General features: G+C 69.4%; 14 protein-coding genes. 11 read left to right on the top strand and 3 right to left on the bottom strand.

The genetic code is table 11. The features are described from left to right. The 11 genes from VGD32_RS10945 to VGD32_RS10895 form a co-directional block, all read left to right on the top strand. On the top strand, positions 1 to 307 hold a 307-nt coding region (locus tag VGD32_RS10945; protein ID WP_331031919.1), incomplete at its 5' end, for a SufD family Fe-S cluster assembly protein. Beyond that, positions 304 to 564 carry a hypothetical protein gene (locus VGD32_RS10940; RefSeq protein ID WP_331031918.1) on the top strand — a complete coding sequence of 87 codons (261 nt, stop codon included), beginning with the start codon at positions 304 to 306 and terminating at the stop codon, positions 562 to 564. The genes VGD32_RS10945 and VGD32_RS10940, both read left to right, overlap by 4 nt. Continuing rightward, the gene (gene sufC, locus VGD32_RS10935) at positions 564 to 1,313 is read left to right on the top strand and encodes a Fe-S cluster assembly ATPase SufC (protein WP_331031917.1); all 750 of its coding nucleotides are present in this window, start codon (positions 564 to 566) and stop codon (positions 1,311 to 1,313) included. The genes VGD32_RS10940 and sufC overlap by 1 nt, the downstream gene beginning before the upstream one ends. Before the next feature lie 5 nt (positions 1,314 to 1,318). Then, on the top strand, positions 1,319 to 2,338 hold the full coding sequence (gene sufD, locus VGD32_RS10930) for a Fe-S cluster assembly protein SufD (protein WP_414644412.1): 1,020 nt from the start codon (positions 1,319 to 1,321) through the stop codon (positions 2,336 to 2,338). Then, positions 2,317 to 3,555 (top strand): cysteine desulfurase, encoded by a 1,239-nt coding sequence (locus VGD32_RS10925; RefSeq protein ID WP_331031915.1) that lies wholly within the window; start codon positions 2,317 to 2,319, stop codon positions 3,553 to 3,555. Before sufD ends, VGD32_RS10925 begins: the two co-directional genes overlap by 22 nt. Then, entirely contained in the window at positions 3,552 to 3,950 is a 399-nt protein-coding gene (locus tag VGD32_RS10920; protein ID WP_331031914.1) for an SUF system Fe-S cluster assembly protein, read from the top strand. Before VGD32_RS10925 ends, VGD32_RS10920 begins: the two co-directional genes overlap by 4 nt. Positions 3,951 to 3,957: 7 nt before the next feature. Further along, positions 3,958 to 4,356: an iron-sulfur cluster assembly accessory protein gene (locus tag VGD32_RS10915; protein WP_331031913.1), complete on the top strand. Its 399-nt coding sequence runs from the start codon at positions 3,958 to 3,960 to the stop codon at positions 4,354 to 4,356. After that, positions 4,356 to 5,345: a methionine ABC transporter ATP-binding protein gene (locus tag VGD32_RS10910; protein ID WP_331031912.1), complete on the top strand. Its 990-nt coding sequence runs from the start codon at positions 4,356 to 4,358 to the stop codon at positions 5,343 to 5,345. Before VGD32_RS10915 ends, VGD32_RS10910 begins: the two co-directional genes overlap by 1 nt. After that, on the top strand, positions 5,345 to 6,010 hold the full coding sequence (locus VGD32_RS10905; RefSeq protein ID WP_331031911.1) for a methionine ABC transporter permease: 666 nt from the start codon (positions 5,345 to 5,347) through the stop codon (positions 6,008 to 6,010). Before VGD32_RS10910 ends, VGD32_RS10905 begins: the two co-directional genes overlap by 1 nt. 22 nt (positions 6,011 to 6,032) lie before the next feature. Continuing rightward, a complete protein-coding gene (locus tag VGD32_RS10900) occupies positions 6,033 to 6,842 on the top strand; it encodes a MetQ/NlpA family ABC transporter substrate-binding protein (protein ID WP_331031910.1) in 810 nt (269 codons plus the stop codon). A 3-nt stretch (positions 6,843 to 6,845) separates the two neighbouring features. Next, the gene (locus VGD32_RS10895; protein ID WP_331031909.1) at positions 6,846 to 7,214 is read left to right on the top strand and encodes a TfoX/Sxy family protein; all 369 of its coding nucleotides are present in this window, start codon (positions 6,846 to 6,848) and stop codon (positions 7,212 to 7,214) included. Here the strand turns inward: VGD32_RS10895 and VGD32_RS10890 are convergent. The 3 genes from VGD32_RS10890 to VGD32_RS10880 all read right to left on the bottom strand — a co-directional run. Next, positions 7,211 to 7,990, bottom strand: a complete 780-nt coding sequence (locus VGD32_RS10890) for a 1-acyl-sn-glycerol-3-phosphate acyltransferase (RefSeq protein WP_331031908.1) — start codon at positions 7,988 to 7,990, stop codon at positions 7,211 to 7,213. The genes VGD32_RS10895 and VGD32_RS10890 overlap by 4 nt on opposite strands. A 31-nt stretch (positions 7,991 to 8,021) precedes the next feature. Continuing rightward, positions 8,022 to 9,080 (bottom strand): GGDEF domain-containing protein, encoded by a 1,059-nt coding sequence (locus VGD32_RS10885; protein WP_331031907.1) that lies wholly within the window; start codon positions 9,078 to 9,080, stop codon positions 8,022 to 8,024. Positions 9,081 to 9,191: 111 nt separating this feature from the next. Further along, the coding region (locus VGD32_RS10880) for a C-terminal helicase domain-containing protein (protein ID WP_331031906.1) at positions 9,192 to 9,950 on the bottom strand (759 nt) is incomplete at its 5' end.

Below are 9,950 nucleotides of genomic sequence, written 5' to 3'. Positions count from 1 at the left end.
GAAGGCGACCGGGGTGCGCAACTTCACCCAGTGCGACAGCCTGCTGATCGGCAAGGAGTGCGGCTCGCACACCGTGCCCTATATCGAGGCCCGCAACGGCTCGGCCCAGCTGGAGCACGAGGCGACGACGACGCGCCTGTCCGACGACCAGCTGTTCTATGCGCAGCAGCGCGGGCTGTCGCAGGAGGAGGCGGTGGCCCTGCTGGTCAACGGCTTCGTGCGCGACGTGCTGCAGGAGCTGCCGATGGAGTTCGCCGTCGAGGCGCAGAAGCTGGTGGCGATCTCGCTGGAAGGGTCAGTCGGATGACTGACAAAAACGCTGATCCCACGCTCGATTGGGAGACCCGCTACCACCAGGCGCACTGGAATGCGGCTCAGGATTGGGCCGAGTTGGACCGGACCAACCCCTTCGATTTCTCCGCGATCGATGACCTGCTTACGAAGACCTCCAACGATCTTCTCGACGCTGGCGTAAAGGCGAAGGACGTCAGACGCGCACTCGTCCGGGCCTATTTTCAAACAGACCTCCATCCCCGTCTTCCCCGTTTCTGGTTCCGCCGCTGATGCTCTCCATCTCCAACCTCCACGTCTCCGTCGGCGACAAGCCGATCCTCAAGGGGCTGACGCTCGATGTGCCGGCGGGCGAGGTGCACGCCATCATGGGGCCGAACGGGGCCGGCAAGTCGACGCTGGGCTACGCCCTGTCGGGACGACCCGGATACGAGGCGACCGAGGGCGCCGTCGCCTGGAAGGGCCAGGATCTGCTGGGTCTCGAACCCGCCGAGCGGGCGGCGAAGGGCGTCTTCCTGTCGTTCCAGTATCCGATCGAGATTCCCGGCGTCCCGGCCCTGACCTTCGTGCGCACGGCGCTGAACGCCCAGAAGCGGGCGCGCGGCGAGGAGGAGGTGTCGGCCCCCGCCTTCCTGAAGATGGTCAAGGCGGCGTCGGCGGCGCTGAAGATGGACTTCGACATGCTCAAGCGGCCGCTCAATGTCGGCTTCTCGGGCGGCGAGAAGAAGCGGATGGAGATCCTGCAGATGGCCCTGCTGGAGCCGTCGCTGCTGATCCTCGACGAGACGGATTCCGGCCTCGACATCGACGCCCTGCGCATCGTCGCCGACGGGGTCAACGCCCTGCGCAGCCCCGAGCGGGCCATGCTGGTCATCACCCACTACCAGCGGCTGCTGGACTACATCAAACCTGACCGGGTGCATGTGCTGGCCGCCGGGCGGATCGTCGCCTCGGGCGGGCCGGAGCTGGCGCATCAGCTGGAGGCGGAAGGGTACGACAAATACCTGCCGGAGGCGGCGTGAACGCCCTGCCGATCATCGATCTGAAGGACGCCTCCAGCTTCCCGTCGCGACGGGTGGAGGCGTGGAAATACAGCGATCTGCGCAAATATCTTCGCGAAGCACCGCAGCCGTCGCCCTCGGCGGCCATTCCGATCGCCGGGGGCGGGCCGTTCGAGGCGCTGGGCGGCGAGGCCATGGTGTTCGTCAACGGCCGGGCTGTGGGGGCGAGCGCCTTCATGGGATCGAGCCAACAGACGGTGCGGCTGCGCTTCATCTCCAAGGCGACGGACACGGGGCACGCGGCGACCGCCCGCATCTCGGCCCGGGCCGGGGCGAAGCTGCTGATCCTCGAGACCCACGAGGGCGAGGGCGCGGCCTATGTGGCGCACAACCGGCTTGAGCTGGACGTGGCGCGCGGCGCCGAGGTGACGCGGATCGTCCTGACCGACGAGCCGGAGGACGCGATCTCGATCACCCAGGCCCAGGTGCGGGTCGAGGCCGGCGGCCGGTACCGGCAGACCGTCGCGACGACGGGCGCGCGGCTGCAGCGCCTCGAGACCGAGGTGCGGCATCCGGGGCAGGGCGCCGACGTGCGCATCGACGGGCTCTATGTCCTGTCGGACTCGCGGCAGGCGGACCTGACCAGCGTGGTCGATCATGTCGCCGCCCACGGGACCACCTCGCAGCTGACCAAGGGGGTGGTTCGCGATACCGCGCGCGGCGTCTTCCAGGGCCGGATCGTGGTCGAGCGCGGGGCCGACGGCACAGACGCCCGGATGGGGCACCACGCCCTGATCCTCGGCGAACGGGCCGAGGTCGACGCCAAGCCGGAGCTGGTCATCTACGCCGACGACGTGCAGTGCGCCCACGGAAACACCGTCGGCAATCTGGATGCGGCGGCGCTGTTCTATCTGCAGCAGCGCGGGATTCCGCTGGACGAGGCGCGGGCCCTGCTGACCGAGGCCTTCCTGGTCGAGGTGGTCGACCGGATCGAACACGACGGCGCGAGAGAGGTGGTGCGGGAATGGCTGACGGCTCGCCTGTGACCCGTTTTGACGCCGAGGCCGCGCGCGCCCAGTTCCCGATCCTGTCGCGGACGGTGAACGGCCGGCCGCTGGTCTATCTGGACTCGGCCGCCTCGGCGCAGAAGCCGCAGGCGGTGATCGACGCCATGGTGAGGACCATGGAGGGGAGCTACGCCAACGTCCACCGCGGCCTGCACACCCTGGCCAACGAGACCACCGAGGCGTTCGAGACGGCGCGCGAGAGCGTGGCGCGGTTCCTGAACGCGGAAGCGGCCTCCAACATCGTCTGGACCAAGGGCGGGACCGAGGCGATCAACCTCGTGGCCTCCGGCATCGGCCAGTCGATCCAGCCGGGCGACGAGATCATTGTCTCGGAGATGGAGCACCACTCCAACATCGTGCCGTGGCATCTGCTGCGCGAGCGCAAGGGCGCGGTGCTGAAGTGGATCCCGGTGAGGGACGACGGCTCGCTGGACATGGCGGCCTACGCCGATCTGCTGGGGCCGCGCACGCGCATGGTGGCGGTGACCCACATGTCGAACGTCCTGGGCACCATCAATCCGGTGCGGGCGATCACGGAAATGGCCCACGCCGCCGGGGCGCAGGTGCTGATCGACGGTTGTCAGGGGGCGGTGCACGCCGCGCCGGACGTGCAGGCTATCGGCTGCGACTTCTACGTCTTCACCGGCCACAAGCTGTACGGCCCGTCCGGGATCGGAGCCCTGTACGGGACGGCCGGAGCGCTGGAGGCCCTGCCGCCGTACCAGGGTGGCGGCGAGATGATCGAGACGGTCACCCGGGACGAGGTCCGGTATGCCAAGCCGCCGCACCGGTTCGAGGCGGGGACGCCGCCGATCGTCGAGGCCATCGGTCTGGGCGCGGCGATCGAATGGCTGGCCCAGTTCGACAAGGCTGCGATCACCGCCCACGAGCGGGCGCTGTACGATCACGCCCGGTCGCGGCTGGAGGGCGTCAACTGGCTGCGCGTCATCGGCGAGTCGGAGGGGAAGGGGGCCATCCTGACCTTCACCGTCGACGGCGCCCACGCCCACGACATCGCCCAGGTGATGGACCGCTACGGCGTCGCCGTGCGCGCCGGCCTGCACTGCGCCGAGCCACTGGCGAAAAGGTTCGGACTGACGTCGAGCGCCCGCGCCAGCTTCGCCCTATATAACACCCTCGAGGACGCCGACGCCTTCGCCGACGCCCTGATCAAGGCCCGTGAGTTCTTTGCATGAGCGACCAGACGACCCCAGTTGAAGCCGGCGCCGTGGATGACGGGGGACGCACCGCGGCCGTGGCCTCGGGCAAGATCAGCCAGCCCGAGCTCGACCGGTTGACCGACGAGATCATCGAGGCGCTGAAGAGCGTCTACGATCCCGAGATCCCGGTCGACATCTACGAACTGGGCCTGATCTATAAGGTCGACCTGTCGGACGAGCGCGACGTGGCGGTGGAGATGACCCTGACCGCGCCGGGCTGTCCCGTGGCAGGCGAAATGCCCATGTGGGTCGAGCAGGCGATCATGAAGGTCGAGGGCATCCGCTCGGCCACCGCCGAGCTGACGTTCGATCCGCCGTGGGATCCGTCGAAGATGAGCGACGAGGCCAAGCTGGCCCTGAACATGTTCTGAGGACGCGATGACCGAGCTTCAGACCACCGCCCGTCCCCGCCGCCCGCGCCCCAGGGTCGTGTCCCTGACCGAGGCGGCGGCCGCGCGCGTGCGCGAGATCATGGCGAACGCGGACAAGCCCTACGTCGCGCTGCGGGTGGGAGTGAAGAACGGCGGCTGCGCGGGACAGGAATACACCTTCGCCTATGCCGAAAAGATCGAGCCGCTGGACGAGGTGGTCGAGGACAAGGGCGTCACCATCCTGATCGATCCAAAGGCCGTGCTGTTCCTGATCGGCTCGGAGATCGACTACGAGACGACGAAGCTGGCCTCGAAATTCGTGTTCCGCAATCCGAACCAGACCGACGCCTGCGGATGCGGCGAGAGCGTCACCATCATCCCCGCCAGGGCCCTGGACGCCGGCTGATGATCCAGCTGGACGGGGTGACGAAGCGCTTCCGGAGCGCGGCGGGCGAGCGCGTGGCGCTGGACAGGGTCGATCTGACCGTCGAGGCGGGACAGGTGTTCGGCGTCGTCGGCCGCTCGGGCGCAGGCAAGTCGACGCTGATCCGGACGATCAACCTGCTGGAACGGCCGGATGCCGGCCGGGTGATCGTGGATGGTCAGGAGATCACGGCGCTGGCGCCCGCGGAGCTGCGGGCGGCGCGGCGGCGGATCGGCATGATCTTCCAGCATTTCAACCTGCTGAACGCGAAGACCATCGCCGAGAACGTGGCCTTTCCTCTACGGCTCGAGGGGCGGCCGGGGGCGGAGGTGGACCGGCGGGTGACGGAACTGCTGGAGCGGCTGGGTCTGACCGAACACGCGCACAAGCATCCGGCGCAGCTGTCCGGCGGGCAGAAACAGCGGGTCGGCATCGCGCGGGCGCTGGCCACGGAGCCGAAGGTGCTGCTGTGCGACGAGGCGACCAGCGCGCTGGATCCGGAGACGACGGACGACATTCTCAGCCTGCTGGATCAACTGAACCGGGAGCTTGGGCTGACCATCGTGCTCATCACCCACCAGATGGAGGTGGTGCGCCGGGTCTGCGATCGGGTCGCCGTGCTCAAGGACGGACGGGTGGTGGAGGCGGGGGCGACCGCCGACGTCTTCCTGCATCCGAAGCATCTGGCGACCCGGGCCATGCTGGCCGAGGGCGAGGAGGCGTTCGACGCCACCCTGGCGCCGGCCGGCGGGCGGCTGGCGAGACTGACCTTCCGCGGCGGCTCGACCTATGAGCCGGAGCTGAGCCGCGTCGCCCGTTCGGTCGGGGTGGACTATTCGATCCTGTCGGGCCGCATCAGCCGCATCCGGGGCGAACCCTACGGCCAGCTGGTGGTGGCCTTCACTGGAGGCGACGCCGAGGCCGCGGTGGCCCAGCTGGGCGCGCGCGGCGTCGTGGTGGAGGCGGTCTGATGGAAGGCTTCTTCGCCAATGTGGATTGGCCGGAGATCGGCCGGGCGACGTGGGACACCCTGCTGATGCTCGGCGGCTCGATGGCCCTGACGGTGCTGTTCGGCGTGCCGCTGGGCGTGCTGCTCTACCTGTCGGGCAGGGGGCGGCTGGCGGCCAATCCGATGCTCAACGCCGTACTGTCGCTGATGGTCAATATCCTGCGCTCGGTGCCGTTCATCATCCTGCTGATCGTCATGTTGCCGGTGACCGTGCTGCTCGTCGGAACCTCGCTGGGCGTCGCCGGAGCCATTCCGCCGCTGGTGGTGGGGGCGGCGCCCTTCTACGCCCGCCTCGTCGAGACGGCGCTGCGCGAGGTCGACAAGGGCGTCGTCGAGGCGACCCAGGCGATGGGCGGCTCGACCTTCCAGATCGTCACCCGGGCGCTGCTGCCCGAGGCCATGCCCGGCGTCATCGCCGGCGCGACGGTCACGGCCATCGCCCTGGTCAGCTACACCGCCATGGCCGGAGTGGTCGGGGCGGGCGGCCTCGGCGATCTGGCCATCCGTTTCGGCTACCAGCGGTTCCAGACCGATGTCATGGTGGTCACCGTCATCCTGCTCCTGCTGCTGGTGCAGGCGCTGCAAATGCTCGGCGACCGGCTGGTCGCCGCCGTTTCCCACCGCTGATCGCTCCCCCGAAAGGCCTTCCATGATCCGCCGCACCCTCCTGACCCTCGCCGCCGCCGCTGTGACGCTCGCCGCCTGCGGGCAGGGCGGCGCCGAAAAGGCCGCGGGCGCCGACGCGCCGCTGATCGTGGGCGCCACGGCCGTGCCGCACGCCGAGATCCTCGAACACATCAAGCCGCTGCTGGCGGCCGAGGGCGTCGAGATCGAGATCAAGGTGTTCAACGACTACGTCCAGCCCAACACCCAGCTGGCCGAGCGGCGGCTGGACGTGAACTATTTCCAGACCAAGCCCTATCTGGACGAGTTCAACGCCTCGCGCGGGTCGGACCTGATCACCGTCGCCGGCGTCCATGTCGAGCCGCTTGGGGCCTATTCGCGGCGCTACCGGTCGCTGGCCGAACTGCCGCAGGGGGCGCAGGTGGCCGTGCCCAACGACGCCTCGTCGATCGGCCGCTCGCTGATCCTGCTGCAGAAGGCCGGACTGATCCGGCTGAGGGACCCGGCCAATCCGCTGCAGAGCCTGCGCGACATCGTCGACAATCCCAGGGGACTGCGCTTCCGCGAGCTGGAGTCGGCGACCCTGCCGCGCGTGCTGGACCAGGTCGACATGGCGGTGATCAACACCAACTACGCCCTCGACGCCGGGCTGAAGCCGCGCACCGACGCCCTGACGCTGGAGGGCGCCGACAGCCCCTATGTCAACTATCTGGTGGCGCGTCCCGACAACCGGACCGATCCGCGGATCGTGGCGCTGGCGGCCATGCTGCGCAGCCAGGCGGTGAAGGACTTCATCGCCCGGAAGTACGACGGCGCGGTCATCCCGGCGGCCTGAGGCATGGCCTACGATCCCGACTTCGGCGAATGGGTGCGCGAGCACCTTGCGGCGCTGGGTCCGCTTGAGATCAAGCGCATGTTCGGCGGCGCCGCCGTCTATGTGAACGGCCTGATCTTCGCCCTGCTGGACGACGGGGTGATCTGGCTCAAGGCCGACGAGGTCAATGCGCCCCTGCTGGCGCAGGCGGGGGCGCGGCAGTTCACCTATCCGGCGAAGGACGGGAGAGAGATGGCGATGGCCTACTGGTCGTTGCCGGAGAGCGCTCTGGACGACCCGGACGAGGCCGCGGACTGGGCGCGGCGGTCGATCGAGGCGGCCCTGCGCAAGGCGACCGCCCGGACGCCCCGGAAACCGAAGCCGAAGGGCTAGGCGGGGACGGGTTTCGCCCGGGCCGCCTCGTCGGGCGCGAGAACGCGAACCGCCGGCGTGACCGGTCCGCCGCTGGCCTCGGCGATCAGTTCGGCGGTCTTGCCCTCCACGGCGGCTTCCAGCCGGGCGAGGAATTCCTCCTTGGGCAGGCCGGTCGGGATCGGATCGAGGAACTCCAGCGTGGCCGTGCCCGGGTGTTTCGCGAACGCCTCCTGCGGCCAGAACAGGCCGAGGTTGGTGGCGAGCGGGACGACCGGCATGTCGAAGTCGCGGTACATGTGCCAGACGCCGGCGCGGTAGCGGAATTTCTCCCCGACCTTCGCCAGATTGCCCTCGGGGTAGATCAGGATCCGTCGGCCGGCGGCATGGGCGTCGGCGGCGCGGTCCTTCAACGCCTCGCGGGCTTCGCGGCCGCCGCAGTTGTTGACGACGATGGCCCCCAGCTTGCGCAGCACCGTGGCCATCAGCGGAAACTTCTCCAGATGGTCGCCGGTGACGAAGGCCAGGTCGTCGAAGCGATCGTAGACCGAGAAGCCGTCGCCCCAACTCTGATGCTTGGCGGCGATTATGAAGGCGCCCGAAGGCAGTCGTTCCTCGCCCCGATACTGGATGCGGATGCCGGCCAGCAGTCGCATGGCCTGAACCATGCGCTTGACGTAGCGGCGGATGATCCAGCCGGTCGCGCCGCGGCCGGGAGCCAGGGCGGCGATCACGGCGGCGAGGGTGTAGCCGATGGACAAGACCCAGTAGGCGATGTTGAAGGCGAAGCTTCGCATCGGACGACTATGGCGCGATTTGGCGGGGGGTCTAGGCGGCTGCGTCGTCCAGCCAGTCGGCGCAGGTCACGCGGTTCCGGCCCGAACGCTTGGAGGCGTAGAGGGCGGCGTCTGCGCGCCCGAGCAGGCTGCTGGCGGTCTCGCTGGCGCGCCGGTGGGCGAAGCCGATGGAGACGGTGACGGCGCCCAGATCGTCATTGGTCGAGCGGCGACGCAGCGAGCGCGAGCCGATCTCCCGGCGGATGGCCTCCAGCGCCGTCTCCACCTCCGGCAGACTCTCGCGCGGGAAGATGATGGCGAATTCCTCGCCGCCGTAGCGGGCCGCGATGCGGGGCGACTTCGCGGCCTTGGCCAGGACGCTGGCGACATAGCGCAGAACCTGGTCGCCGGTCTGGTGGCCCCAAGTGTCGTTGAAGCGCTTGAAATGGTCGATGTCGAGCACGGCCAGGGACAGACGTTCGCCCCCGGCCAGGGCGGCCTGGCAGGTGATCTCCAGCTGCTCGTCAAACGCCTTGCGGTTGGCGAGGTTGGTCAGGGCGTCGGTCATGGAGTCGCGCCGCACCTGTTCGAGGTGCTCGCTGAGCCGGGCGATCTCGCGCGTCGACATCTCCAGCTTCTTCTCGAGCGCCTGGTTGTCGCGTTTGATCTTGCTGGTGGCGTCGGACAGGTCGGAGACGATGGCCCGGATCTGGGGCGCGCCGTCGGCGGACTCCAGGCTGCCGGCGGCGCCCTCGAGGGTGCGGCCATAGTCGGACTGGGCCTTGTGCGCGCGGGAAATCGCCTCGGAGACGCTGGACAGTTCGCGGTCCAGCACCCGGCCGGCGTCGCGAATTTCCTCGGTCAGGCGGCCGCGGGGCAGATATTCGGCCGCGAGCATCTCGGCCGTGGCTTCGGTGAACGGTTCGCCGGCCGCCAGCATGCGCTCGATCTCCCGGCCGAGCGGGCCTTCCGGCTCGCCGAGATACTGCAGCCACAGTTCGAAATTCAGCGGGGTCGGCCAGACCGAAGCGGCCTCCATGGCCTCGACGGCCCGTCGCGCCAGGGAATAGGCTTCGGGTCCCCTCAGCGTGGCTTCGACCGCTTCCGTCATGGATATCCTCTGGCGGATCGCCTTGAGACGGCGACCTCATGGCCGCAAGCTAGACGGGGGTTCGGTAACGGCGGGTTAAATCCGGCCCGGAAAGCCGGACGCCCCGAGCCTTCAGCCCTTGATGGACACCGGACGGCGCAGGAAGGCCGGGACCTCTGATTCACCGAAGGGGCGGCCGTTACTGCGCTGGGGTTCGGCTTCGGCGCGGGCGCCGCGCCGGTCCGATTGGCGGAGGTGCGCCTGCTGCGCCGGCCGTTCCGCGGCGGGCGCCGCGACGGTCGACTCGGCGACCGGTTCGGTCGGGTCGGCCTCGACGGGCGCAGGCGCGGTCCTGGCGCCACCGCGACGGCCGCGGCTGCGGCTCCGGCGGGCGGTAGCTTCGCCCTCGACCTCCGCGGCCGCGGGGGCGGCCTGCGCGAGGGCCGGCGCTTCCGCGACGGCTTCCACCGGCTCGACGGCCTCGGCGGGGGCTTCGGTCGGGACGGGGGCGCGCCGCGAACGCGACGACCGTTCCCCGCGCTCGCGCGCCGGCTCCGCCCGTTCAGTCTTCTCGGGCCGACGGCTGGAGCCGCCGCCCAGGTCGACGCTGTCGAGGGTCAGTTCCTCGGGCTTCATCTTGATGAGCTTGAGGACCTTGTCGAGCGAGCGGTCGTCGGCCGGGGTGACGATCATGAAGGTCTGGCCGGTCTTGCCGGCGCGGCCGGTGCGGCCGATGCGGTGCACATAGTCGTCTGCGTGGTGCGAGACGTCGTAGTTGAAGACGTGGCTGACGTCCGGGATGTCGAGACCGCGGGCGGCGACGTCTGACGCCACCAGCAGCTTCAGCTCGCCCGAGCGGAAGGCGGCCAGGGTCTTCATGCGCAGCGACTG

Origin of the sequence: Brevundimonas sp. (genome assembly GCF_036402095.1) — a bacterium.
Lineage (GTDB): Bacteria > Pseudomonadota > Alphaproteobacteria > Caulobacterales > Caulobacteraceae > Brevundimonas.
This window is presented reverse-complemented; position numbering and strand designations above follow the sequence as displayed.

Coding starts and splice junctions, on each gene's coding strand:
- VGD32_RS10900 (WP_331031910.1), top strand. CDS start 6,033: ATGATCCGCCGCACCCTCCTGACCCTCGCCGCCGCCGCTGTGACGCTC.
- VGD32_RS10920 (WP_331031914.1), top strand. CDS start 3,552: ATGAGCGACCAGACGACCCCAGTTGAAGCCGGCGCCGTGGATGACGGG.
- VGD32_RS10910 (WP_331031912.1), top strand. CDS start 4,356: ATGATCCAGCTGGACGGGGTGACGAAGCGCTTCCGGAGCGCGGCGGGC.
- VGD32_RS10915 (WP_331031913.1), top strand. CDS start 3,958: ATGACCGAGCTTCAGACCACCGCCCGTCCCCGCCGCCCGCGCCCCAGG.
- VGD32_RS10940 (WP_331031918.1), top strand. CDS start 304: ATGACTGACAAAAACGCTGATCCCACGCTCGATTGGGAGACCCGCTAC.
- VGD32_RS10895 (WP_331031909.1), top strand. CDS start 6,846: ATGGCCTACGATCCCGACTTCGGCGAATGGGTGCGCGAGCACCTTGCG.
- sufC (WP_331031917.1), top strand. CDS start 564: ATGCTCTCCATCTCCAACCTCCACGTCTCCGTCGGCGACAAGCCGATC.
- VGD32_RS10925 (WP_331031915.1), top strand. CDS start 2,317: ATGGCTGACGGCTCGCCTGTGACCCGTTTTGACGCCGAGGCCGCGCGC.
- VGD32_RS10905 (WP_331031911.1), top strand. CDS start 5,345: ATGGAAGGCTTCTTCGCCAATGTGGATTGGCCGGAGATCGGCCGGGCG.
- VGD32_RS10890 (WP_331031908.1), bottom strand. CDS start 7,990: ATGCGAAGCTTCGCCTTCAACATCGCCTACTGGGTCTTGTCCATCGGC.
- VGD32_RS10885 (WP_331031907.1), bottom strand. CDS start 9,080: ATGACGGAAGCGGTCGAAGCCACGCTGAGGGGACCCGAAGCCTATTCC.